This is a genomic window from Lysobacter korlensis, from assembly GCF_042434515.1.
On record NZ_JBHLTG010000001.1, the window covers coordinates 1,028,018 to 1,053,800 of the forward strand.

16 protein-coding genes and 1 pseudogene are annotated in these 25,783 nt (G+C 67.7%); 8 read left to right on the plus strand and 9 right to left on the minus strand.

The annotated features are described in order from the left end of the window. Positions 1-10 precede the first annotated feature (10 nt). The 6 genes from ACFFGH_RS04615 to ACFFGH_RS04640 all read right to left on the minus strand — a co-directional run bounded on the left by ACFFGH_RS04615 (position 11) and on the right by ACFFGH_RS04640 (position 7,102). Positions 11-847 (minus strand): class I SAM-dependent methyltransferase, encoded by an 837-nt coding sequence (locus ACFFGH_RS04615; RefSeq protein ID WP_386665232.1) that lies wholly within the window; start codon positions 845-847, stop codon positions 11-13. Between the two features lie 248 nt (positions 848-1,095). Beyond that, positions 1,096-2,109 (minus strand): tRNA dihydrouridine synthase DusB, encoded by a 1,014-nt coding sequence (gene dusB / locus ACFFGH_RS04620; RefSeq protein WP_386665234.1) that lies wholly within the window; start codon positions 2,107-2,109, stop codon positions 1,096-1,098. A gap of 53 nt (positions 2,110-2,162) precedes the next feature. Continuing rightward, a complete protein-coding gene (locus ACFFGH_RS04625; protein WP_386665236.1) occupies positions 2,163-3,257 on the minus strand; it encodes a PepSY-associated TM helix domain-containing protein in 1,095 nt (364 codons plus the stop codon). A gap of 271 nt (positions 3,258-3,528) precedes the next feature. After that, a complete protein-coding gene (locus ACFFGH_RS04630) occupies positions 3,529-4,500 on the minus strand; it encodes a ribokinase (RefSeq protein ID WP_386665239.1) in 972 nt (323 codons plus the stop codon). Between the two features lie 4 nt (positions 4,501-4,504). Continuing rightward, complete coding sequence (locus ACFFGH_RS04635) at positions 4,505-5,800, minus strand: NupC/NupG family nucleoside CNT transporter (RefSeq protein WP_386665242.1); 1,296 nt, start codon at positions 5,798-5,800, stop codon at positions 4,505-4,507. 87 nt (positions 5,801-5,887) lie between these two features. Next, positions 5,888-7,102: a GGDEF domain-containing protein gene (locus ACFFGH_RS04640; protein WP_386665245.1), complete on the minus strand. Its 1,215-nt coding sequence runs from the start codon at positions 7,100-7,102 to the stop codon at positions 5,888-5,890. A gap of 390 nt (positions 7,103-7,492) precedes the next feature. Between ACFFGH_RS04640 and hemP the strand changes: the two genes are divergently transcribed. The 4 genes and pseudogenes from hemP to ACFFGH_RS04660 form a co-directional block, all read left to right on the plus strand. Beyond that, complete coding sequence (hemP, locus tag ACFFGH_RS04645) at positions 7,493-7,693, plus strand: hemin uptake protein HemP (protein WP_386665248.1); 201 nt, start codon at positions 7,493-7,495, stop codon at positions 7,691-7,693. Positions 7,694-8,645: 952 nt separating this feature from the next. Further along, positions 8,646-9,767, plus strand: a complete 1,122-nt coding sequence (gene gcvT, locus ACFFGH_RS04650; protein WP_386665251.1) for a glycine cleavage system aminomethyltransferase GcvT — start codon at positions 8,646-8,648, stop codon at positions 9,765-9,767. 89 nt (positions 9,768-9,856) lie between these two features. Then, on the plus strand, positions 9,857-10,252 hold the full coding sequence (gcvH, locus tag ACFFGH_RS04655; RefSeq protein WP_386665253.1) for a glycine cleavage system protein GcvH: 396 nt from the start codon (positions 9,857-9,859) through the stop codon (positions 10,250-10,252). 1,144 nt (positions 10,253-11,396) lie between these two features. Next, a pseudogene (locus ACFFGH_RS04660) lies at positions 11,397-11,780 on the plus strand (histone H1-like repetitive region-containing protein); the annotation flags it as partial. A gap of 778 nt (positions 11,781-12,558) precedes the next feature. On the opposite strand, the gene ACFFGH_RS04665 reads toward ACFFGH_RS04660, so the two are convergent. From ACFFGH_RS04665 to ACFFGH_RS04675, 3 genes are all read right to left on the minus strand, one after another. Beyond that, a complete protein-coding gene (locus ACFFGH_RS04665; RefSeq protein WP_386665256.1) occupies positions 12,559-13,866 on the minus strand; it encodes a serine hydrolase domain-containing protein in 1,308 nt (435 codons plus the stop codon). A gap of 336 nt (positions 13,867-14,202) precedes the next feature. Beyond that, positions 14,203-16,017 (minus strand): DNA helicase RecQ, encoded by a 1,815-nt coding sequence (gene recQ / locus ACFFGH_RS04670; RefSeq protein WP_386665259.1) that lies wholly within the window; start codon positions 16,015-16,017, stop codon positions 14,203-14,205. Between the two features lie 225 nt (positions 16,018-16,242). Then, the gene (locus tag ACFFGH_RS04675; protein ID WP_386667363.1) at positions 16,243-16,734 is read right to left on the minus strand and encodes a Dps family protein; all 492 of its coding nucleotides are present in this window, start codon (positions 16,732-16,734) and stop codon (positions 16,243-16,245) included. A gap of 146 nt (positions 16,735-16,880) precedes the next feature. Between ACFFGH_RS04675 and hrpA the strand changes: the two genes are divergently transcribed. The 4 genes from hrpA to ACFFGH_RS04695 all read left to right on the plus strand — a co-directional run bounded on the left by hrpA (position 16,881) and on the right by ACFFGH_RS04695 (position 25,777). Continuing rightward, complete coding sequence (gene hrpA, locus ACFFGH_RS04680) at positions 16,881-20,984, plus strand: ATP-dependent RNA helicase HrpA (protein WP_386665260.1); 4,104 nt, start codon at positions 16,881-16,883, stop codon at positions 20,982-20,984. A 324-nt stretch (positions 20,985-21,308) separates the two neighbouring features. Further along, complete coding sequence (locus tag ACFFGH_RS04685; RefSeq protein WP_386665263.1) at positions 21,309-21,620, plus strand: hypothetical protein; 312 nt, start codon at positions 21,309-21,311, stop codon at positions 21,618-21,620. Between the two features lie 454 nt (positions 21,621-22,074). Next, positions 22,075-24,174 carry a RelA/SpoT family protein gene (locus ACFFGH_RS04690; RefSeq protein WP_386665265.1) on the plus strand — a complete coding sequence of 700 codons (2,100 nt, stop codon included), beginning with the start codon at positions 22,075-22,077 and terminating at the stop codon, positions 24,172-24,174. Further along, entirely contained in the window at positions 24,137-25,777 is a 1,641-nt protein-coding gene (locus ACFFGH_RS04695; RefSeq protein WP_386665267.1) for a hypothetical protein, read from the plus strand. The genes ACFFGH_RS04690 and ACFFGH_RS04695 overlap by 38 nt, the downstream gene beginning before the upstream one ends. The last annotated feature ends 6 nt before the right edge of the window (positions 25,778-25,783 follow it).

The following is a 25,783-nucleotide window of genomic DNA, read 5'->3' on the forward strand; positions in this document are numbered from 1 at the left end:
TCGAGAGCGGTCAGTACACGACCGCGCGCGCCTGCACGAACGAATAGAAAAACACTGCGTTCGGATCGTTCTGCACCTGCTGCATTTCGCGTCGCACGCCGGCAACCACCTCTTCGGTGACCTTGCCTTCGCTGATCAGCTGGTCGGCCGCCGACAGCATCAGCTCCTCCCAGAACGCGATCATCGTCTTGCGCTGGCCGGGCTCGCGATTGTCGAAGTGGAACGTCTTGATCTCGGTCTGCACGTCATGGAAACCGCCGGCCAGCAGCAGGTTGCCGAGCTTGGCGCCGACGAACGGATCGCCACCGGATTCGATCTGGAAATCGTTGAACGCCATCCAGTAGCGCCAGACATTCGGCGAGTACGGATCGAGCAGGAACGAAGCGTTCATGACCTCCGTGACATACACGACCGAGCCCGGCGCCAGCACGCGACGCACTTCGCTGAGCACGCGCGCGGGCGAGGGGACATGCTCGAGCACCCAGCACAGGAACGCGGAGTCGAAGCTGCGCGACTCGAACGGCAGGTCGCTCGCATCGCCCTGCTGCAGCGTGTAGCGACCGTCGAGCCACGACATGCTGCCGAGGTGCTGCCGCGCAGCCTCGAGCTGCGCGCCGTTGAGGTCGACGCAGGTTGCGTGCAGATCGGGGAAGCGCCGCAGCAGGATCTCGGTCTGCGCGCCCACACCACTGCCGACCTCGAGCAGGCGGCGCGCGCCGGAATAGTCGACGTTGCGGAAGATCGTCGACTCGGCAATCCGCGCCTGTTTACGCAGGCGGGCCTGTTCGGTTGGGGAAAAGCCGTGCAGGTACGGCATCGTCGTGGCGGAGGAGGCGGGATCGTTCATGGCAGTCGGCGCTTCGTTCTGTTGCAGGGAGCACGTGCCGGCAGGGCGACATGCGGCCGGAAAGGCTACCAACTCTGTTACGACGGGGATATTGCGTATTGCAGCTCGACGCCGCTTCCTTCGCGCGGCCCGACTAGCCACGGCCAGCCCGCGAACAGATCGTAGCGGCCGCGGTTATGCTTCGATCGAGCCATGTTCGCTGCGTTACAAATTGCCGCCCGCAGACGCGGTACGAGCATGCCCGCGGATCAGGCCGCGACCGAAAGCTCCGGCTGCACTCCGGCAATCAGCGCATCGAAGTATTCGCGCGTAAGGCGAAGCTGCGCCTCGGCGGTTTCCGCGCGGTTGACCACGGCACGGAACCCTGCGCGTTGTTCGGCCGAGTGCTCGGGGCGGTCTTTTGCATACCAGCCCAGGTGCTTTCGTGCGATGCGCACGCCGGCCTGCTCGCCGTAGAAGTCGTGCAGCTGCTGCAGATGGCCCAGCAGCACGTCGCGCACCTCGGTCAGCGACGGCGGCGGCAGTCGCTCGCCCGTCGCGAGGTAATGGGCGATCTCCCGGAAGATCCACGGGCGCCCTTGCGCAGCGCGACCGACCATGACGGCATCGCAGCCGGTCCGCTCGAGCACGGCGGCGGCCTTTTCTGGCGAGTCGATATCGCCGTTCGCGACCACCGGGATCGATAGCGCGGCCTTGACCTCGGCAATCGTGTCGTACTCGGCAGTGCCGGTGTACTGCTGGTCGCGGGTGCGTCCGTGCATCGCGAGCGACCGGATGCCGGCGGCCTCGGCGATGCGCGCGATCGCGAGCGCGTTCTTCTGGTCTGCGGCCCAGCCGGTCCGGATCTTCAGCGTCACCGGCACGTCGACCGCGCGCACCACCGCATCGGCGATGCGCGCCACCAGCGCTTCGTCGCGCATCAGCGCCGATCCCGCCCAGGCATTGCAGACCTTCTTCGCCGGGCAGCCCATGTTGATGTCGATGATCTGCGCGCCGTGGTCGACGTTGTAGCGCGCGGCCTCGGCCATGATCTCGGGCACGGTGCCGGCGATCTGCACGCTGATCGGCGCGGGCTCGCCGATGTGGTCCATGCGGTGGCGCGACTTCGAGGTGTTCCAGAACCGCGGGTCGGAGGTCGTCATCTCCGACACGCACAACCCCGCGCCGAGGCGCTTGCACAGCATCCGGAACGGCTTGTCGGTCACCCCGGCCATCGGGGCCAGGATCACGTTTGGGGCGATGTCGTACGGGCCGATGCGCATCGCGCAAGTTTAACGGTCGGGCCGGAGTCGGCCTGAACGACCGCGGCTCCCGATCAGTGCCCGCGCCGGCGGCGCCAGAACAGAAAGCCCGTTGCAAGCAGGAACGTTGGCAGCAACCCGGTCAGCGCGGTCAGCCACTTCACGACCGCGCCGCCGACCGAGCCGATGTGCAACGGATAGATCGCCTCGGTCATGCGTGCGCCCAGCGGCTGTCGGGTCGCGTCGTGCACGCGCAGAACCTGCTGTCCGGCGGTGTCGACATGCACCGTTGTGCGCCCGTACGGGTGCCACTCGCCGGCATTTCGAGCGCGAAAACTCACGACGCCACTGTCCTCGGCCGGTGCGGCGGTTCGTGTCAGCGCCGCGGAGGGCAGCGCGGACTGCGCGCGCGACAGCACGCGCGGCCAGTCGACCGGCGTTCCATCGGCAGGGCGCACGGGCGCATCAGGCGTGGCGCCGCCGCCGAACACACCGGTCAGCAGGCTGCGCGCCGCGCCGTGGTAGACCATGCCGATGCCGGTCAGCACCGCCAGCAACAGCACCGGCAGCAGCACGACGCCGGCGCTGCGATGCCAGGTCAGCCATCGACGCACGGGCGGGCCCCGGAACACCCGCAGCTGCGCCAGCATGCGCCCGCGCTTGGGCCACCAGAGGTACAGGCCCGTCAGGGTGAGGCCGAGTGCGATCCAGCCGACGATGCCGACCAGTGCCTCACCGGTTTCGCCGCCGAGCAGGTGCGTGTGCAGTTCATGCAGCCAGATCAGCGCATCGTCGTGCTCGCTGCGGACCAGCAGCAGGCGGCCGTCGTCCGGTGCGAAGTAAGCGCGGCGCCCGTCTTCGTAGAAGCCCATCCACACCGGCAGTGCCTCGGCCGGTAGCTGCAGCGACCGCAGCCCGCGCGATGTCTCGCGAGCAAGCACCGCGGCCAGTACCTCGCCGCGAGCCTGCGGTTCGAACACCGTCAGCTGCGGATGCTGCAGCCGCAGCAGGTCGCTATGGAACACGAGCACCGAGCCCGAAAGGCCGACGACCGCGAAGACCGCGCCGACGCTGAGGCCGACCCACAGGTGCAACCAGGCGAGCAGGGCGCGGACGCGACGCCAAAGCGTGGCGACCCGGGTGGGCGGTGCGAGCGGGACGGCGACCACGTGGTCAGGCGCCAGCCCCGGGGCAGGCGGACTCGGGCGCGACGGACAAGGCAACGCCAAACGTCCGCAGCTGTGACACGCGGGGCAGGGGAGCAGCGCTGGCGCGGAGAAGCGTCATCGGGGCGGCCGATCGGATCGGCGGCCATGGTAATGCGAGCCATTCTCGATCGGAACTGCCGGGCGCTCGCACAGCCGGTGGCATGTAGCCGAGCGACATGGGCAAACACCGAGAGCGCGCGGCTGCCAGCAGCCACGGCCGAGCGTCACGACCTCAGCCGCCGAACCGGCCGATGACGTCGGCCAGCCGCGGCATTGCAGCCGCTGCACCGGCGTTTTCGGTGGACATTGCGGCGTACCGGTTCGCGAACTTCACCTGCTGTGCGAACGGCCGCTGCGCATCACGGGCAAGCGCTGCGGCGAGCGCGCCATTGAATGCGTCGCCCGCGCCGGTGGTGTCGATCGCCTGTGCGGCTTCACCGGCCACGCGGTAGTGCTGCAGACCGTCGCCGCGCAAATCCTGCGGCGCATGTGACACGAAACAGCCCGCAGCTCCGAGTGTGACCACCACGGTGCCGTGCGGCAGCAAGCGTCGGCAGTGGGTATGCAGCAGCTCGTCGTTGAGTGCGGCCAGCGACGCGGCGTCCACCTCGTCGCCACCGTGGCGACGCAGCAACGCAGCGAACTCGGTTTCGTTCGGGGTGAGCAGGTCGGCGAGCGCCAGCAGTTCCGTCGGCACTTCGACATTCGCGGGCGCAGGATTCAGCATCCGCGTTGCTCCGGCCTCTCCCGCCAACTGCAGTGCTCGCGTGATGCTCGCGACCGGAGATTCCAGCTGCACCAGCACGACCGCCGATTCGGCCATTGCCGCGCGCTGCGCATCGACGAACGACGGCGTCATCGCCGCGTTCGCGCCCGGGCCGATCACGATGCTGTTCGCGCCATCGCTGCCGACGAAGATGCCGGCGGTGCCCGTTGGTGCATCGCTGGGCTGGTCGCGCAGGTCGATGCCGTCGGCGACCGCAAGCGCGCGCGCGAGCTGCCCGCCGCTGTCGGCGCCAAGCGCGCAGACGAAGCTCGTCGATGCACCCGCACGGGCGGACGCGACCGCCTGGTTGAAGCCCTTGCCGCCGGGGCCGCTGTGGTAGCGGCCCGCCAATGTTTCGCCCGGCCGCGGCAGGGCCGCGGCGGTCCAGACGTGGTCGACGTTGAACGAGCCGACCACGGTGACGCGATTGGCAGCCATACCGTCAGCCGAAGTAGGTCAGCACGCCCGCGATCGTGGCGGTCATCAGTGTGGCGATCGTGCCGCCGAGCACGGCGCGCAGGCCGAAGCGCGCCAGGTCCGCACGGCGATCGGGGGCCAGGCCGCCGATACCGCCGATCTGGATCGCGATCGAGCTGAAGTTCGCGAAGCCGCACAGTGCATAGGTCGCGATCAGCCGGCCCTGCTCGGACAGCACCACGCCCGGCGCGTTGCCGTTGACGATGTCGGCAAGCTGCAGGTACGCCACGAATTCATTGAGCACGATCTTCTGCCCGATCAGGCCGCCGACGATCGTCGCGTCCTGCCACGGCACACCGATCAGCCACGCCACCGGCGCCAGTACGAAGCCGAGCAGCGTCGCCATGTCGGTGGGCTTGCCGATCGCGGCGGACAGGCCGGTCACTTCGCCGATCGCGGTCAGCGGCCAGTTCAACAGCGCGATCAGCGCGATGAACGCGAGCAGCATCGCGGCGATATTCAGTGCCAGGCGCAGGCCGTCGGCCGCACCGGCCGCCGCGGCGTCGATCACGTTGCTGGTGGTCTTCTCCACCTCCATCTTCACCGTGCCGCGCGTCAGCGGGGTGCCCGTCTCCGGGATCAGCAGCTTGGCCACGACCATTGTCGCGGGCGCGGCCATGATCGAGGCCGCCAGCAGGTGCTTGGCGTAGAACGCCTGCTGCACCGGGTCGCCGCCGCCGAGCATGCCGACGTACGCGGCCAGCACGCCGCCTGCGATGTGCGCCATGCCGCCGATCATCATCGTGATCAGCTCGGACTCGGTCATGCGCGAGATGTACGGCCGCACCGTCAACGGCGCTTCGGTCTGGCCGATGAAGACGCTCGCGCAGACGCTGGTGGTCTCGGCGCCGGACACGCGCATGACCTTGGTGATCGCCCAGGCCATCGCGCGCACGATGGCCTGCATCACCCCGAGGTGGTACAGCACGCTCATCAATGCGGCGAAGAAGATGATCGTCGGCAGCACCTGGAACGCGAAGATGAACCCGTACTTCGGGATGTCCATCAACCCGCCGAAGATGAAGTTGCTACCCGCGGAGACGAAGCTGAGGATCTTCACGAAGCCGTGGCCGAGCGCGTCGAACACGTCGCGGCCGCCGGGGACCAGCAGCACGAGTGCGGCGAAGCCGATCTGCAACGCGATGCCAGTGGCGACCAGGCGCCAGTCCACTGCTTTCTTGTGGTTCGAAAATAGCCACGCGATGCCGATCAGCACGGCAAGGCCGAACAGGCCGAATCCGACCCGAGTCAATGCTTCCACTTGGAACTGTCCCCTGCGGCGCGCAGCCGCCCGTCAATCGGTCGAGCCTAGAGTACGCGGGCCCGGAGCGGCAAGCCGTGCGCGTGTTCAACCATCCCGTGCGATCACCCGGTTGCGGCCTTCGCGCTTGGCTTCCTGCAGGCGCTGGTCGGCTCGGCCGAGCAGCGCCGACAGGTCCAGCCCTTCGGCCGGGTAGCCCGCAAGCCCGGCGCTGAACGTCACCCGGATGAAGTCGGCGCCGCGGTCGACCTCGAACGGCCGGCTCGCAACCAGGCGACGCAGCGCGTCGACGCGCTCCCACGCCGTGCCGATCGGCTTGCGCATCACCAGCACGAACTCCTCGCCGCCAAGCCGCACTAACCACTCGCCAGGCTCGGCGCTGTCGCGCAGCACACTGACCACGTGCCGCAGCACGCGGTCGCCGACGTGGTGGCCGGCTTCGTCGTTGACGCGCTTGAAGTGGTCCAGATTGATCAGCGCAAGCGTCAGGCTGCCGCCTTCTTCCCGCGCGGCGCGCAGTAGCCGGGGGATGCGGTGCAGCAGCCAGGTGCGGTTCGGCAGCCGGGTCAGTCCATCGGTACCCGACATCTCGACCAGCCGCTGCATGCGGTAGACGATGACCGCGGTCACCAGCGTGCCCATACCGAGCAGCAGCAGGCGCTGGAGCTGGGTGCTCCAGGTGACAATCCCGTGCTCGCTCGAGATCAGCTGCTCGGGCGCCGTGGTCAGCAGCGCAAATGCGGCGAGCGCCCCGTACTGCGCAAGTGCGAGCGCGCCTGCGACGAGCGTCGTGCGGCCGTCGCCACGCAGCGCCGTGAGCAGGATCGCCAGCAGGTAGCCGCACCAGACCACCATGCTGTTGAGCCCGGCCGGCACGTCATTGAAGGCGAGCACGATGAGCACCGCGCTGGTGGCGGTGACGTCGAACGCGGACGTCGCGAACGGCAGCCAGCGGTACCGGCGCGAGCGACGCGCGAGCGGCAGCCAGATCTGAGCGAACAGATTGATCAGCACCGCACCGGCCAGTCCGACCAGCGTGCTGCGCAGGGTTCCACCGCCCAGCGCGTTCGCGAGTGGCAGCAGAAGCAGCAGCGCAGCGATCACCGCACGCAGTCGTGCGACCAGCAGTTCGCCGGTCGCACCGATCTCGAGCATGATCTCGTCGGGGCGCGAAAGCAGTGCCGACATGGCGTCGGCGACCGGGGTGCGACCGACCAGCCGGGCCTCGTCCGTGCGGTTGGGGTCAACGTGGCGCTCGTCGCTGCGATCAGCCGGGTCGACACTCATATCCCGCTGCGCCATGCGATCTCCTGTCCGTACATCGGCCCGCGTGCATCATCGTCCCGGCACGTCGGCGCGGCCCAGCGAAGCGCGGACGCCGCAATGGCATAAGGCATGTCGAACCGCACTCCGCACCGGACTTGGCCGGCGATCGTAACGCGAGGCCGTGCAAGTGCGTGCGACCGACGCCATGCGGGGCCGGCGATGGTCCTCATCTGATCGGACGCGGACGGCAAGGGCAGGGCCAGCCGCTAACGGAATGACGCGCGAAGTCCTGCGGCGACCACGCCCCGCGAGCCCCTGCGCGCCCGCGGCGACGTGTTTGCAGTTGCTTGCGCGGAGAGCGGGTTGAGCTTGTGTGTCAAATGAGAATGGTTATCATCAAAACGCTGCCCAACCGGGGGTTGCCCGATGACGACACAGACCGCAGTCCTGCATCTCAAGCCGCGTCCTACGACGCTCCGTCCTGCGCCGGAGCCGGTCGCGTCGCGTCCAGCCAGCTTTGACAGCCAAGCATTGCTGCGCGGCCATCGCGAAATCCTGATCGAGCACGCCGGTGAGGTGTACCGGCTGCGACACACCCGTAACGACAAACTGATTCTTACGAAGTAAGCGATTCCGTCCGCCGCTGTGAGGCGGCGGCGGACGGACGGAGCTGCCGAGGAAGCACTCAGTGCGGCGGGAACCGGTAGAGCGGGGGAGCTCCCGGCAACGGCAGACACACAGCGCACCCGAGGTAGGGCTTCGACTGACGGGCCGCCGTCCAGTTCTGCGTTGGCCTCATATAAGACGGCCATCATTTATCGTGCGCCTCCTGCGCCTCGCGGGCTGACCAGCTGACGGGGTCCAGCGCTTCGCACAGGTGACGGCTGCCAACCGAACTCTGACCATGGGCCCCGGGCGCGTTGCATGAGCGCCGTCGCGCTGTGCGTCCGCCGAGCGCGGCGAAATTGGCACCGCGATCCGAGCCGCCGCTCCACCCTCAAAAACCCAACGCTGCAGCTGCGTCACATCGGACGGCGAGAGCGTTCGCAGCACGCGTCTCGCCCTCTTCGTCTTCCGCCATGCAACGACAGTGTGCTGTCGGTTCCAGCGTATGCGCGCACGACACCCTCGTCGGCCGGGCTCCGCTGCAGCCAGCCAGCTGTGTGCCGCCTCCATGAAAAACTCCTCCGACACTTCCGGGCTCGACGAAACGGCATCGGGGAGGACGCTTGCGCCCTCGCCGCAGACGCCTCGAGCCTTCGCCACACGAGCGTGCAGGTCAGCCAATCGAACCGGTAGTGCCCCTCTTCGACATCGTTGCGTCGCCACTGCCGCACCCGCATCGGTGCAACGCCCGCGTATGCGTCGCTGGTCGGCCTCGCGTTCGCCAACGAGTGCGGCCAGTGGAAGACTGCCGGCCTCGGGGGCATCTATCGAGCGGCCGCCATTCGCGCCGGGTGACGCAGCCGGCCAGCCACTGCCGCTCATGCCGCCAGCCGTGCGAATCGCCGGCTCGCGCAATCACGCGCAGTCAAGGCCATCTGGAATAATGCGCGCCTCATTCTCCAGGCGGGCCGACATGACCCAGAAGACGATCCTCAACGATGCCCATCGCGCGCTCGGCGCCCGCATGGTCGACTTCGGCGGCTGGGACATGCCGATCAACTACGGCTCGCAGATCGAAGAGCACCACCAGGTGCGTCGCGACGCCGGAATGTTCGACGTCAGCCACATGACCGTGGTCGACCTCAGCGGCGAGCGCGTACGCGAGTTCCTGCGCCGCCTGGTTGCGAACTCGGTCGACAAGCTCAAGCTGCCGGGCAAGGCGCTGTACACCACCATGCTCAACGAGCGCGGCGGTGTGATCGACGACCTGATCGTGTACTTCCTCGCCGACGATCTGTTCCGCCTCGTCGTCAACGCGTCCACGCGCGAGAAGGATCTGGAGTGGATCGAGAAGCAGGCGCTCGAGTTCGGCGTCGAGGTTACCGAGCGGCCCGAGTTCGCGATCATCGCGGTGCAGGGTCCCAACGCGCGCGAGAAGGTCATCGGTCTGCTGCGCGAGGAAGACCGCGTGCGCATCGGTAAGCTCGGGCGGTTCGCCGCGGCCGACGCGCAGTACTCGGACGGCACGCCGCTGTTCGTCGCGCGCACCGGTTACACGGGAGAGGACGGCTTCGAGATCGTCGTGCCTGCCGGCGGCGCCGCGGCGCTCTGGCATGCGCTCCACGAGGCAGGCGTCAAACCGGCCGGCCTCGGCGCGCGCGACACGCTGCGCCTGGAAGCCGGCATGAACCTCTACGGACAGGACATGGACGAAACCGTGTCGCCCTACGAGGCCGCGCTCGGCTGGACCGTCTCGCTCGACGAAGGACGCGACTTCATCGGTCGCGAAGTGCTCGAGCAGCAAAAGCGCGACGGCGCACCGCGCCAGATGATTGGCCTGGTCATGGATGAAAAGGGCGTGCTGCGCCACGGCCAGAAAGTGCTGACGCCACACGGCGAGGGCGAGGTTCTCTCGGGGACGTTCTCGCCCACGCTCGGCAAGGCGATCGCGTTCGCGCGCGTGCCGGCCGGTCAGCTCGCAACCGGCGCCGACGCAAACGTGCGCGTCGACATCCGTGGACGCGAAGTGCCTGTGCGCGTGGTGAAGTTCCCGTTCGTTCGCGAAGGCCAGCCGCAGGACGGCGTGCTTGCCTGATGCATCACCGGCAGCGCGGCACCATGCGTCGCGCTGCTGCTTGGTTACACTATCGACCCCCCATCCACCGGCTGTACCGGAGTGCCCCCATGAGTGAGATCCCCGGCGACCTGAAGTTCCTGAAGTCACACGAGTGGGCGCGCCTAGAAGGCGAAGGCAAGGTGACGGTCGGCATCTCCGACCACGCCCAGGGCCTGCTCGGCGACCTCGTCTATGTCGAGTTGCCGAACGTGGGCGACCGCGTCGAAGCCGGCAATGCATGCGCCGTGGTCGAGTCGGTCAAGGCCGCCTCCGACGTCTACGCGCCGGTCACCGGCACGGTCACCGCGGTCAACGCCGCGCTCGGCGACAAGCCGGAGACGATCAACGAAGACGCCTACGGCGAAGGCTGGATCTTCACCGTCGACATCGACGACGCCGAGCAGCTCAACGAGCTGTTGGGCCCAGACGAGTACGCCGAGCTGCTCGAGAACGACGACCACTGATCGCCGTCGTTCGCGGTATCGAAGGCCATCGGGATGGAAGTCCCGGTGGCCTTTTCTTTTGCGTGATCGTTTAGGCCGGGTGCGGGCGCTTGAGCGTTCGGCGGTGTGGACGGCGCGAACCGGTCGCGACCACGCACGACGCGCCGCATGGTCATTGCGCATCTGCCACGGCGCGCGAGTCGAGCGAGCAGGGCAACAGGAGCACATCCGCTGTCGCACGCGTGAGCTACGAGACGTCCGCGGCACTCACGCATCATTCGCTTCGAACACATGCGACCCGTCGAGCGCCGGCATTGAAACGCACTCGAAGATGCGGTGCCGGAGTGCGTCGACGTGAGCGTCAGGTGGTGCTGTCGTGAAGCCTGTGTCGAAGCGCACGCGGTGCACGATGTCGTCGACGCGCGTGCTGACACGTCACGCGCTTGAAAAAGTTCGCGCACTTCGATGTGTTGCGGCGCGAAACGCGCACGACTTGAGGTGCGCGTCGGCAAAGGCGATTGCGTGACAACGGCGTCGTTGTTGCGACGACGCCGCGTCGCTTCAATGCACGCGCACGAATGTCGACGGCGTTAGGTGCAGTGCAACGAAAGCCTTGTGTAACAAGGGTTTCAGTCGTTCTTCTCAGACGCCTTCAACAACAAACCCAGTGTGCGATCGATCGCATGACGTCGGCTTCGATCGGTTCTGCCGACATGCGCTCGGGTGCACGCAGAAAAAAACGTTGCGGACACTTGTTGACACAAAAAAAAACCGTGATTAGGTTTCGCGCAGCAGCATTACTGCACAGATGCGAGTGAGCAAAGCCATCGCGACAACGCGTTGCACGTCACCCAGCTTCGCCCGCACATACTCGACCTGCGGCGTCGGGTCACTGTCCCCTCTCGAATCGCAAGCTGCAGCACGCGACTTGCGAGCCCGCAGATCCACGTTGACCTGTCTGGTCGAGTCGGATGCCTGGCAGGCCGACAGGGGTAATCGCTTTTACGCGCGGCGCGTATTGCGTCGACGCCGCTTCCGCCTTGATGGCGGAGCAATGCCGGATCCGTTCCGACGCCCGATTGCGTCGGCGGTTGGTCGCGGGAATCACCCGCGGCACTGTTCGTACTGGGCCGTACCCGATTGACCACTGACCAGGAGCCAGACCATGGCCACGAAAAAAGCTGCCAAGAAGAAACCCGCTGCCAAGAAAGCCGCGACCAAGAAGACCGCAGGCAAGAAGGCTGTAGCGAAGAAGACCGCCGCGAAGAAGGCCACGAAGAAGACCGCGGGCAAGACCGCCGCGAAGAAGGCCACGAAGAAGTCGACCGGTAACAAGGTCGCGAAGAAGTCCGCAAGCAAGAAGACCGCTACCCGCAAGACGGCCGGCAAGAAGGTCGCTGCGAAGAAGTCGGTCGGCAAGAAGACCGCCGGCAAGAAGGCCGCTACCAAGAAGACCGCTACCAAGAAGACCGCAGGCAAGAAGGCGGCCGGCAAGAAAGTCGCTAGCAAGAAGAGCGTAGGCAAGAAGACCGCCACCAAGAAGGCTGCGACCAAGAAGACCGCCGGCAAGAAGGCTGCTGCCAAGAAGACCTCGGGCGGCCGCGGCGCGAAGTCGGCAAGCAAGGTCGCGCGCAAGTCGTCCGACTCGGCCACGAAGAAGACCACGCGTCGCGCTTCGAAGAAGAACGCCGCAGCGGCTCCCGCCGCGATGCCGGCGACCCCGGCACCGATGATCTGATAGCCCCTCCGAGCTCGGATCAGTTTCATCCGACTCCCTTCCCGCAGCCCAGGCGGGGAGGGAGTTTTTTATTTGTCGCGCTCTCGATCACCGCTCCGCGGATGGACGGCGCAGGGGCGGCGGGCCGCTCGCATGGCGGCGCCGACCGGCGCTTGGGCACGGGCGCTGCGGCTACCTGAGCGGCTGAGGCGCAGCGCTGCCCGTTACTCGGTCGCCAAGGTTAGACAAAAGCGAGCAGCGCTGTTGGCCGCAATGCTGGGTGCACCGCGGGCTCCGGATACGTGCACCCGGCTGCGTCGTCGTGCTCGCTGATCGGTAGAGGTCAGCGGCGTGCTGCCGATGGCGCGGCGTACTCTGCGGCCTTACGCGCGCGCTGCGCCTCGAGCGCTACCCACTAGCAGGAGTGCGCGTCGCCCGAGCTCCGCGGATGGCGACACCGCGGGCGCCGCAGCGCCGGAAATGGCGTACTGCCCCAGGCGGTCACCCGGCCCGGCGATCGTGCGCCAACCGAGCGGAATGATGCGGCCTCCCAAACGGAAACGGCCCGCACGATGGCGGGCCGTTTCGTCGTCAGCAGTTCAAGCTTGGATCAGAGCGGTGCTGCCGTCGCCTTCGCCGCGCTGCCGCCTGCGTTCTGCGCCGGTGTGGGCGCCGTCGGCGTCGCGTCGGCGTAGATCGTCGGTTCGTCGAACTCGAAGTTCATCCAGCGCTGCTCCGGCAGCCCGAGTGCGCGGTCGAGCATCGTCGGCAGCATCCCCGTGGGCAGCGAGCTGTCGCTGTTCCACATCATCGCGATGCCGAGGTCGCGGCCCGGCAGCATCGCGATCACGCCGCGGTAGCCCTGCACGGCGCCGCCATGGAACACAAGCTCATGGCCGGCGTAGTCGTAAACGCGCCAGCCCAGGCCGTAGCCAGCCGACGACACCCGCGCGCGTCGCCAAGCCGAACCCTGCGTTTCGCTGGGCGTCTCGACCAGCGGGCGGTGCAGCGTCGCCAGCAACGGCGCCGGCAGCACGTCGGGCCGATGGCCGGTCTGCGCGAGCAGCCACTGCGCCATATCGCTCGCGCTGGCGTTGACGCCGGCGGCGGGCGCGACTTCGTAATACGTCGGCTTCGGCGTAACAGATACCCAGCCACTGCGGCCGCGCACATGCGGGCGCGCCCAGCGCGGGCTCGACTGGATGCCTTCCAGGCCGAGGCTCGCGTCGTTCATGCCCAGAGGTTTCAGCAGGCGGCGTTGCACGGCTTCGTTGTAGAACGTGCCGGTGGCGCCGAACACGACATCGCCGATCAGGCTGAAAGCGACGTTCTGGTAGGCGTAGCAGGTGCCCGGCTGGCACTGCAGCGGCGCATTCGCGAGCTTCTGCGTCAGCGTCCGGTAGTCGACGTAGGCTTCGAGATCACGGTCGTACGCGTTGCGGCTCAGGCCGACGCGGTGGCTGAGCACGTCGGCGACGGTGATCCGTTGTGCAGCCGACGGATCGCGCAGCGCGAAGTTCGGCATGTACTGCGTGAGCTTGCTGTCCCAACGCAGTGTGCCGTCGTTGACGAGCAGGCCGGCCATCGTGCCGGCAAAGCCCTTCGACAGCGACGCCAGGCGGAACACGGTATGGCCATCGACCGGTTCGGCCGCCTTGACGTCCGTGATGCCATAACCGCGCGCGCTGAGCACGCGCCCGTTGTGGACGATCGCGAGCGCCAGTCCGGGAATCGTCTGGTCCGCAACAAGCTGCTGCGCCATCGACTCGAACTTCGCGATGTCGAATTCAGCGGGCAGCGGCGGACCTGCCGGCACGCGCGCAGCAGCAACCGACGTCGCCGTCGTGGACGCCGCGGCCGCGGTAGTGTCCCATCGCAGCTCCGATGTCTGGGCGCCCGAGCCGAGTGTCAGCGTCATCAGGAACGCGGCCGTAGCGAGGCGCGTGATCCGTCGACGTGGACGATGAGTGGCTGGATTCCCCTGCCCGTGGTCGGTCATTGCGCGCAGTCCCGTGAGTGAGCCCGGTAAACGATGATTCTAGTGTGAGCAATCAGTAGGTTGGAACGAAAAGCTGTTCAGCTTTCTCGTCAAACCGCGCCTCGAGCGCGATATGAACTGTGACCGCATTCCGCTTTCCGCAGATTGGCCTTTACGGATGAGCTTCCGGCCCCTATTCAGGGCACTTGCAAGGCACCGAGATTTGCGGTGATGAAGAAGCGGTCCCGCCTACCCTAACGCACAACCGCTCGCCGGTCAGGCCACATCGGCAAGTCGTTCCAGAACTGCTTCGCCATAGCGGTCGAGCTTGGTGCTACCGATGCCCGGAACGCGCGATAGTTCGTCGAGGTCTTCGGGTGCCGCCTCGGCGATCGCGCGCAACGTGCTGTCGTGGAAGATCACGTATGCAGGCACGTTCTGCTCGCGCGCCGTCTCCGCACGCCATTCGCGAAGCGCGGTGAAGCGCAGCAGCGATTCGGGCGCGAGGTCGAGGCCGGCGCTGTCGACACCGCGGCCGCGGTCGCGCCGACGCCGGGCCGGCTGCGGCGCTTCGCTGCGCAGCCGCAAGGTGCGCTCGCCGCGCAGCACCGGGCCACTCTCGGCAGTCAGTCGTAGCGCACCGTGGCGTTCGACATCCGCTTCGAGAAGGCCGGCCGCTACGAGCTGGCGAAACACGCCGCGCCATGCGCGATCGTCGAGATCGCTGCCGATCGCCCAGGTGCTGAGTTCGTCGTGACGGTACTGCCGCACCTTGTCGGTGGGCTCTCCGCGCAGCACATCGATCACATGAGCAGCGCCGAACCGCTGGCCGGTGCGATACACGCACGACAGCGCCTTGCGCGCGGCCTGCGTGCCGTCCCAGCTGTGCGGCGGGTTGAGGCAGTTGTCGCAGTTGCCGCACGCGCCGCCGTGCGGCTCACCAAACCAGCCCAGCAACGCCTGGCGCCGGCATTGCACGGTCTCGCAGTAGCCGAGCAGTGCATCTAGCTTGCGCAGCTCGAGCTGCTTGCGCTCGTCGTTCGCTTCGCCCAGTTGGATCAGCTGGCGCATGCTCACGACATCGCCGAGCCCATAGCTGAGCCAGGCCTCGGCTGGCTCGCCGTCGCGCCCAGCGCGACCTGTCTCCTGGTAATAGCCTTCGATCGACTTGGGCAGGTCGACATGCGCGACGAAGCGAACGTCCGGCTTGTCGATGCCCATGCCGAACGCGATCGTCGCGACCATGACGACGCCGTCTTCCTGCAGGAAGCGGCGCTGGTTCTCTGCGCGCGGTTCGGCGCCCATGCCGGCGTGGTACGGCAGTGCCTTGATGCCGGCGGTCTGCAGCTGGTCGGCGACGGTATCCACGCGCTTGCGGGAGAACGCATAGACGATGCCGCTCTCGCCGCGATGGTCGCGGATGAAATCCAGCAACTGGCGCGTGCCGCCGCCGTCCTTGTGCACGATCCGATAGCGGATGTTCGGGCGGTCGAACGAGCTCACGAACTGGTGCGCGTCTTCGAGCGCGAGCCGCTCGACGATTTCGCGCCGGGTCGGCGTGTCCGCGGTCGCGGTCAGCGCGATGCGAGGCACCTCGGGCCAGCGCTCGTGCAGCACGGTCAGCTGGCGGTACTCAGGGCGGAAGTCGTGTCCCCACTGCGAAACGCAGTGCGCTTCGTCAATCGCGAACAGTCCAATGCGCGCGCGGTCGAGCAGGTTGAGGCAGCGCTGGGTGAGCAGGCGTTCGGGTGAGACGTACAGCAGGTCGAGCTCGCCCGAGAGCAGGTCACGCTCGACCGCGCCGGCGGCTTCGGCGTCGAGCGTCGAGTTCAGGCAGGCGGCGCGCACACCGAGCTGGCGTAGCGCTTCGACCTGGTTCTGCATCAGCGCGATCAGCGGCGAAACCACGATGCCGCAGCCGTCGCGCAGCAGCGCGGGCAGCTGGTAGCACAGCGACTTGCCGCCGCCGGTCGGCATCAGGACCATCGCATCGCCGCCACCGGCGACGTGCTCGACGATCTGTTGCTGCTCGCCCCGGAACGCGGTGTGGCCAAAGATGCGGTGGAGCAGGGCAAGCGCGGTATCGGACATGCGCCTAGGGTACCAAGCGGGTCCGCGCGGGCGGCGCCGGATGCGCCCGGATGTCGCGTCAGGAAATGCCGTGGGTCAGGCAGCGTAAAGCCGAGGCGAACGGCGCCGCGGCAGAATGGGAGGCTTTACTGATGGAGCGCGACGGGCTGCGCTGAGGCCGACGCGCTGATGTCGAGGAGCCCGGACCGCGCGCCGCCGTTCGACGGCACGCGGTGGCAGATCGGATTACTGCAGCAGCGAGCGCAGCATCCAGGCGTTCTTTTCATGCACCTGCAGGCGCTCGCCGAGCAGGCCGACGGTCGGGTCGTCGCCGGCCGGGGATGCAATCGCGAGCACCTGGCGCGCGCTGCGGCACACGGCCTCGTTGCCGACCGTCAGCTGGCGCACCATCTCGCGCCAGTCGGCGGTTTCGGTCAGGCCCGGCTCTTCCGGCAGCGAGCTCAGGCGCATGAATTCCGCGTACGAGCCCGGTGCATTGAAGCCCAGTGCCCGGATGCGCTCGGCGAGGTCGTCCAGCGCACCCCACTGCTCGGTGTACTGCGTTTCGAACATCACATGCAGCGTGTTGAACATCGGGCCGGTGATGTTCCAGTGGAAGTTGTGGGTCTTCAGGTAAAGCGTGTAGCTGTCGGCGAGGTAGCGGGAAAGCGCTTCGGCTATCGCCTTGCGGTCGGCCTCCTCGATCCCGATGTTGACGCTCGGGGCACCGGCGGCCATGGTCGCGCCGAACGCGCGGTTACCGTTGCCGTTCTCGCTCTGGCGGGTTTCGGTTCCGTTCTGCATAACGTTTCTCCCGTGGTATGCCGTGACAATAGGCCGCAGGGATGCGGCTGTGAAATCAAACGTAGCTTTTGAAGCGATCCATGAAGTCTATCGAGTCGGACATCACAGGCCTGTTGCAACGTGCGCGCGTCGATATCGACCGGGCGCTCAGCCGCGACCGTGGTCGCCTGCATGGCCTGCTGACGCGCTGGCAACAGGCGCCCGGCGATGCCTCGCGCCGCGAAGCGTTCGAGCAACTGCTGTCCGCATCGGCCGCGCAGCGCGAAGCGCGTGCGGCAGCTTTGCCGAACGCGCCGGTCGATGCGTCGTTGCCGATCGCGGCCGAAGCCGAGCGCATTGTCGCGCTGGTTCGTGAACACCCGGTTGTGGTGATCGCAGGCGAAACCGGATCGGGCAAGACCACGCAGCTGCCCAAGCTCTGCCTTGCGGCAGGGCGAGGTGCGGCCGGCATGATCGGCTGCACGCAGCCGCGCCGGATTGCCGCGCGTGCGGTGGCCAAGCGCGTCGCGGACGAGTTGGGCACGCAGCTCGGCGGTGTGGTGGGCTACCAGGTGCGCTTCAGCGACAACGTCGGTGAGCAGACCGCGGTCAAGTTCATGACAGACGGCATCCTGCTCGCCGAGATCCAGACCGACCGCTGGCTGTCGCGCTACGACACGATCGTCATCGACGAGGCGCACGAGCGCAGCCTCAACATCGATTTCCTGCTCGGCTACCTCAAGCAGCTGCTCGTCAAGCGTCGCGACCTCAAGATCATCGTCACCTCCGCGACGATCGACACGGCGCGTTTCGCTGCGCATTTCACCGACGCGCCGGTGGTCAACGTCGAAGGACGCGGTTACCCGGTGTCGGTGCGCTACCGGCCACTCGATGATGCGGGCGAAGCCGCGACGCCAACACCGGGCAAGCCGCGACGCGGGCGGCCCGAGCACGAAGCCGACGTGATGAGCGTCAACGACGGCATCGTGGCGGCCTGCGACGAGATCACGCGCGAGGATCCGCGTGGCGACGTGCTGATCTTCCTGCCGGGCGAGCGCGAGATCCGCGATGCGCACCAGGCGTTGGAGCGGCGCAAATATCGCGAGACCGAAGTGCTGCCGCTGTACGCGCGGCTTTCGGTGCGCGATCAGGACCGCGTGTTCAACCCGGGGCCGAAGCGGCGCATCGTGCTGGCGACGAACGTCGCGGAAACCTCGCTCACGGTGCCGCGCATCCGCTACGTGGTCGATCCGGGCCTGGCGCGCGTCAAGCGTTACAGCCCGCGGGGCAAGCTCGACCGGCTGCATATCGAGCCGGTCAGCCAGGCCAGCGCAGACCAGCGCAAAGGCCGCTGCGGCCGCGTGTCCGAAGGCACCTGCGTCCGCCTGTATTCGGAGGCCGATTTCGAATCGCGTCCGCAATACACGGATCCGGAAATCCGTCGTGCTGCACTGGCCGGCGTCATCCTGCGCATGCTCTCGCTCGGGCTGGGCAGGATCGAGGACTTCCCGTTTCTCGAGCCGCCTGATCCGCGCGCGATTGCCGACGGCTGGCAGCAGCTGGCCGAGCTCGGTGCGATCGACGAGCAGCGAAAGCTCACCGCGATCGGCCGTACGATGGCGAAGCTGCCGGTGGACGTGAAGCTCTCGCGCATGCTCGTAGCCGCCAACGGCCACGGCTGCCTGCGCGAGATGCTGGCGATTGCCTCGTTCCTCGGCATCCAGGACCCGCGCGAACGACCGGCGGACCAACGCGGCGCGGCCGATGCCGCGCATGCACAGTTCGCCGACCCGCGCTCGGAATTCGTCGGCATCCTCAAGCTATGGGATGCGTACCAGGCCGCGCACGGTGACCTGACGCAGTCGAAGCTGCGCGATTGGTGCGAGCGCAATTTCCTCGGCTTCATGCGCATGCGCGAGTGGCGCGAGCTGCACCGCCAGCTCAAGCTCATGACCGAAGAGCTGGGCTGGGCGCGGGACCGTGCGAGCGAACTGCCGGTCACTACGCCCGGGGCCACGAAGACGCGCGCAGGCAAACAGGGCGACGCGAAGGCTGTGCCGACCCTCCAGGCGCCACCCGACAACGCGGCCGAAGAACTCGCGCGCTACACCTTTCTGCACCGGGCACTGATCTCAGGCCTGCCTACGCAGATTGGGCAGCGCGCGCAGCGGGGCGACGGTAAGCCGCCGGCCAAAGCCGAAGGTCGGCCGGGTGCCGCGCAATACGACGGCCCCCGTGGGCGCAAGTTCCAGCTGTTCCCGGGCTCGCCGCTGTCGCGCAAGCCGCCGCCGTGGGTGCTGTCGGCAACGCTGCTCGACACTGAGCGCGTGTGGTCGCTGACGAACGCCGCGATCGAGCCGCAGTGGGTGATCGAGGAGTTGCCGCATCTGCTCTCGCGGCGGCAGTTCGACCCGCGCTGGTCGCGCGCGCAGGGGCGGGTGCTCGGCAGCGAGCAGATCGGGCTCTTCGGCCTGGTGCTCGCACCGAAGCGGCCGATCCATTACGGCGCACTGTTTCCCGAGGAAAGCCGCGAAATCTTCGTGCGCGATGCGCTGGTCACGGGCGAGATCAACACGCGAAGCCCGTTCCTCGCACGCAACCTCGCCACGCTCGAAAAAGCCAAGGAAGAGGAAGCCAAGCAGCGGCGCGCAGGACTCGTGGTCGACGAGGACTGGCAGGCGCGTTGGTACTTCGACCGGCTGCCGGCGCACGTGCACAACGCGCAGGCGCTGGACCATTGGTACGGCAAGCTGGGTGCGAAGGAGAAGGCCGCGCTCGAGTGGTCGCTCGATGAACTGCTCGTCACCGACCAGACCGAGGCGGCGCGCTTCCCGCCGTTCCTCGCGCTTGGCGACGTGCGCTTGCCGGTGACGTACCGCTTCGATCCGGGGGCGCTGGATGACGGCATGACGGTGGGCGTGCCGCTGCACCTGCTCAACGCGCTCGACGCCCCGCGGCTGTCGTGGCTTGCGCCGGGCTTCGTGGTCGACAAGGCGGCGGCGCTGATCAAGTCGCTGCCGAAGACGCAGCGACGCAACTTCGTGCCGGCGCCCGACTTTGCGAAGGCGTTCGCGGAAGCGCACAGGGGTGCCGAGCCCGATGCATTCGCTGGAACGCTTGCGCGATTCCTGCAGCGGCTGACGGGCGTTGCGGTCATGGGCACTGACTTCGACGAGACCGCGCTCGAGCCGCACCTGCGCATGAACCTGCGGCTGTTCGATCGCGATGGCCGAACCGTGCTCGCGGAGTCGCGCGATCTCGATGAGCTGCGTGCCCGCTTCGGTGCGCGCGCGGCCGATGCGTTCGCAGCGAAGGCCGCGGATGGTATGGCGCGCGGCGGCCTGACGTCGTTTCCCGACACGCCGATTCCGCTCTCGGTACCGGGGGCAGGGGGCGTTCCCGCTTACCCGGCGCTGCACGACGACAGCGACAGCGTTTCGTTGCGCGTGCATGCCGACCGCGAAGAAGCGCAGCGCGCCCATCCGAAGGGTGTGCGGCGCCTGCTGGAACTCGCGCTGGCCGATCGGTTCCGTCAGGCGCGTAAGCAGCTGCCGGTATCGCCGAAGACCGGGCTGCTCTACGCGGCGATCGAATCGGCGTCGCCGCGGCATGCCGGGCTCAAGGATGGCGATCGGCTTCGCGCTGACCTCGTCGAGGGTGCGTTCGAAGCGCTGGCTGCCGAGGGCCTGGGGGATATCCGTGATGCGGCCGCGTTTGCCGAGCGACGCGACGCGATCGGCAAGCAGCTGTTTTCCGAAGCGATGGAGCGCCTGAGGCAGGCCGAGGCGATTCTCGCGGCCGTGGCAGAGGTGCGCGCAAAGCTGGAGTCGCCGCTGATGGGCTGGGCCAGCGGGAACCTCGACGACATGCGCGCACAACTTGCGTCGCTCACGCCCCCGGGTTTCCTGCGCGATGTGCCGGCCGACGCGCTACGCGAATATCCACGCTATCTGAAGGCCCTGGCGCTGCGAGGCGAGCGTGCCCTGCGCGACCCCACCCGCGACCAGGCCCGCATGCTCGAGATCAAGCCGTTCGCTGACGCGCTTGCGACAGCGGGCGAGGAGCGGGGCGAACCCGAGTGGCAGGCGCTGCGCTGGGAGCTGGAGGAACTGCGCGTTTCGCTATTCGCCCAGGAGCTTGGCGCTCGCGGTGGTGTGTCGCCGAAGAAGCTGGCGGCGAGGCTGGCGCAGCTGCGGTCGGGGTGATTTTGCTAGAGGTTGGGTGGTGGCCGTATCCCGCCAGCCGACAACCCCGTAACCCTGGCGTACCTGACTCTGGGAGAGATCAAGGAACTGCTGCGGAGAGCGCCCGGTTTCAGGGCCCATCGCGTGAGACCAGAAACGCGCTCCAGCGGAGGCGAACGTTCATCCTGCGCGTCACGCCCGTTGGACGTGGTTACCCGATGCGCAACACGCACCTGCCGGATGAGCGCTTCAGTCAGAACCGTTGCACTTCGCATGCCGCGTGCCTTGGTGTAGCGTTTGCCTGCTGTCCACAGCTTGCCGCAGTCACTACAAGGAGAAGTAGATATGAAGCTGATCATCCCGGTTGCATTGGGAACGTTGTTGAGCGTTTCGGTGTTTTCGCACGCTGCGACCGCGGCGTCATCTGACGTCGCCGGTAGTGCAGCGCCGCAGGAAACTGCCGATGCGAACACTGCAGCGCCGGATCCCGAAAGAGCGTCGGACCGCCTCGTCTGCAGGACCGAAAAAGTGCTGGGTACTCGCAGGACCAAGCGCGTCTGCCGTAGCGACGAGTCGCTGAAGAATCACAAGGAAGCGGGCCGCGCGTTCACGGAGAAGGGGCAAAACCGGTTGCAGGACGTAACGGGGGGGAATTAGCGCTCCGTGATCGCCAGCTGAAGTGCAGAGCCGTGGTGTTCCGCCCGTGGCGGAGCCACGGCCTGCCGACCATGTCGAACGCGCTGGGCCGCGTCTAGTTCGGTCCGCCGTGAGGTCATGCTGCTCGGGCCAGCATTTCTGACGCTCATCAATGACGGCATGTTGCCCTTCGTACTGCTCGGAGCATTACATCCGGCCGGTGTCTCACGAACAGGAAGCGTTCCACCGATCGCCGATGTCGAGCTTAGGGCCCGGCGACGCTCGTCAAAGCGCGCTGTCTGCCCATCACCCGCCGGGTATGCCGCACGTCACTGCCCGAAGATTCATTGCGACGCTAGTGTAGAGGTCCAAACGTACCTCCCTGTGCGCCCCGATGACTGCCATGCCGACCGGTCCAAGTCACGAACCCTCACGGGCCGATGCATCCGTCGGAATTCCGCTCCGCTGCCTGGCAATGAGCAACCTGCCGGCGCCTCTCGCTGAGTGGTTGCGCGACGCCGCAAGCGGCGCCGCGCCGCCCGACCCTCTGGTGGCCACGGTTCTGGACGAGACAGTCGGAGCGCTCCGTCGACTGGACGCCGACCCCGACTCCATCGTCGCGGCGGTCCTGCACATCTGGCCGGAGCTGCTCGAGGCGTTGGGTCCGAAGTTCGAGCGAGAGCGTCCCGGGGTCACGGCGTTGCTCGAGGGGCAGCGCGCGGCGGAGCAGGTCTGGGCGCTGCACCGCGAGCATGGCAGCAGCAAGCGTGGTGAAGGGTTGCGCCGGCTGCTGCTGGCGATCGTGCGCGACCTGCGTGTGGTCCCGATCCTCCTCGCGCACCAGCTCGGCCGCTTGCGTCATGCGCCGACGCTGCCGGAGGGGGAGCGCCGGGCGCTTGCGATGCTCACGCGCGATATCCATGCGCCTCTCGCGAACCGGCTTGGCATCTGGCAGCTGAAGTGGGAGCTCGAGGACCTCGCGTTCCGCTTCCTCGAGCCTGCCACGTATCAGCAGATCGCGCGCCTGCTCGATGAAAAGCGCGTAGACCGCGAGCGTTACATCGAAGCGGTGAAGCACACGCTGCACGACGCGCTGGAGGCGCAGGGCCTACACGCCGACGTGGCCGGCCGACCGAAGCACATCTACAGCATCTGGAAGAAGATGCAGCGCAAAGGCGTGCCGATCGGCGAGCTCTACGATCTGCGCGCGGTGCGGGTGCTGGTCGAAGACCTCGGCGCCTGCTATGCGGCGCTCGGTGTCGTGCACGCGACCTGGACGCCGATCCCGAGCGAGTTCGACGATTACATCGCGAGGCCCAAGCGCAACGATTACCGCTCACTGCATACGGCGGTGATCGGACCCGAGGGCAAGACGCTCGAGGTGCAGATCCGCACGCGCGAGATGCATCGGCAGGCCGAGCTCGGCGTAGCCGCGCACTGGAAATACAAGGAAGGCGGCAGCCACGCGGCCGACGCCGCGTTCGACCGGAAAATCGCTTGGATGCGTCGGCTGCTCGACGCGCAATCGGACGGCGAGCGTGATGGTGGCGAAGCGCTTGCCGGCGAATTCGATACCGAGCTCGCCGAAGATCGGGTGTATGTGCTGACGCCGAAAGGCGAGGTCGTCGACCTGCCGCATGGGGCGACACCGCTGGATTTCGCCTACCACGTGCATACCGAGGTCGGGCACCGCTGCCGCGGAGCGAAGGTCGACGGCCGCATCGTGCCGCTCGATCACAAGCTGCACAGCGGCGACCGGGTCGAAATCCTGACCGCGAAGACCGGTGAGCCTCGCCGTGACTGGCTGGTGGCGTCGAACGGCTTCCTTGCGAGCAGCCGTTCGCGCGAAAAGGTGCGCACCTGGTTCCACAAGCTCGACCGCACGCGCAACGAACAGGCCGGTCGTGAACTGCTCGACAAGGAACTGCGACGGCTTGGCCTACTCGGCGCCGACCTCGCACCGGCGCGCGAACGTTTCCACATGGCGAGCGACGCCGACCTCTACGTGCATGTCGCGCTTGGGGACCTCGGGCCACACCAGATCGGACGCGTGCTGCTCGAGCACGAGCGTGCGGCTGGCTCGCCGGCCGATGAAGTGCCGACCGCGCTTCCGGCACGGCGGGTGGTGCAGTCCGATGACTTCACTGTCGAAGGGGTCGGCAACCTGCTCGTCCAGCTCGCCCGCTGCTGCCAGCCGCTGCCCGGCGAGCCGATCGTCGGCTACCTCACCCGCGGCCGCGGTGTCACGGTGCACCGGCCGGACTGCGCTGCGTTGACGCGTCTTGCAAGCGCGCAGCCTCAGCGGATCCTGCCGGTCGAGTGGGGGCGTCGCGGACGTCATTACGACGTCGACGTGGAACTGCTCGCGGTCGACCGCAAGTGGCTGCTGAAGGAGGTCACGAACGTGATCGCCCAGGCCGACGCGCACGTCGGCAGCATCCAGAGCACGCACGAGCGCGACGGTGCGCGCGTCAGGCTGCGTCTGCGGCTGCGCGTAGGCGATTTCGGCCAGCTGGCGGCCGTGCTCGGCAAGCTCGGTGCGCTGCCGGGCGTGGAGCAGGTGCAGCGCTACTGACGTCGCCCGACGGGCGAGACGTTATGCTGCGGCGGTGATACGCAGGCCTTTTCAGCCCCGCCCCGACCGTCGCCCGCGCCAGTTTGACCGGACGATCCTTTCCGGTGCGCCCTGGCGAAACGCAGTGCTCGGCCGGCTGGCGACGCGACGTCACCTGGCGTGGGCCGCGCTGCTCGTGCTGGCGCTGATGGCAGGGCTGCTCGGATTTCGCAGGCCCCTGTCCGACTGGCTGTGGCCCGACACCCGCATCCAGCAGTTGCGCGAGGATGCCGCGCTTGCACTGGCGCAGGGGCGCCTGACCTCGCCAGATGGTCGCGGCGCGCGCGAGCTCTACGAAGCAGCACTTGCGCTCGATCCGGACCGGGTGGACATCCACAGTGACCTTGCACGCGTCGGTCAGGCAGCGCTCGAGCAGGCACGCCGCGCGCTCGCCGAGCAGCGGTACCGCGACGCGCACCACGCGCTGGCGCTCGCGCGCGAACTCGAGACCCCGCGCGCTGCCGTTTCTGCAGTCGCCGAGGCGCTCCGCAAGCGCGAGGCGGCGTTGGCCGGTATCGATCGGATGCTGCGAGCCGCTGCGGAGGCGCGTAGCAATGGTCGGCTGGAAGGGGGCGATGACAGTGCGCTCGCGCTCTATCAGCGGGTGCTGGCGCTCGAGCCGGGCAATGTCGAGGCGCTCGAAGGTCGTGAGGACACGCTTGCCGACCTTCTCGGCCAGGCGCGTCGGGCGCTCGGCGAAGGCCGGGTGCGCGAAGCGGCAGCGACGCTGACCCGCGTACAGGCGGCCGATCCAGGCCACGTCGAGCTGCCGTCGGCATTGGCGGCGCTGACTGCGCGGCTGGATGCGCATCGGCGCAGTGGCGACCGGGAACTGCGGCGCGGCCGCCTCGAGCGTGCGCTGCGCGAATACGACACGGTGGTCGCGATCCGGCCCGAGGACACGGACGCCGTCCGTGGCCGCTTGTCGGTGGCTCATGCTTTTGCGCGACGCGGCGAACTTCTCGCCGCCGACTTCCGGTTCGGCCCTGCGCGCGCAGCATTGGAGCGCGCCCGTACGATTGCCCCTGATGCCCCGGCCGTGGCGGCGGCTCAGGTGCGCCTGGAGCGCGCGCAGGCCGCGCGGGCGCGGCTGAACGCGGGTGCGTTGTCGGCCGGGGAGCGGCGGCAGCTCGAGATGTTACTGCGCGAAGCGCAGGGTGCAGAGGCGAAAGGTGACCTGATCACGCCACCGGGCGAGAGTGCATTCGACCGGCTACGCGCCGCGCGTGCGATCGCTCCCCAAGACCCACGCGTCCAGCGCGCCATTGCCCGCCTGTTGCCCGCAGCACGCGCGTGCTTCGAAGCGGAGCTGAGGTCGAATCGTCTCGGGCGGGCGCGACACTGCCTGGACGCATGGCAGGCGTTGGGCGGAGAGCGCGACGCCGCAGAGGGCAGGCGCCGGCTTGCCCAGCGATGGTTGGCAGTCGGGAACGAACGTCTTGGCGCAGGAGAGTTCGATGCCGCACAGGCTGCGCTCGCCTCGGCACGTGAGCTTGACTCGACGGCCGGAGGGCTCGACGAGTTCGCCCAGCGGCTTCAAACCGCTATGGCGGGCGCCCGGTAAGCAGCC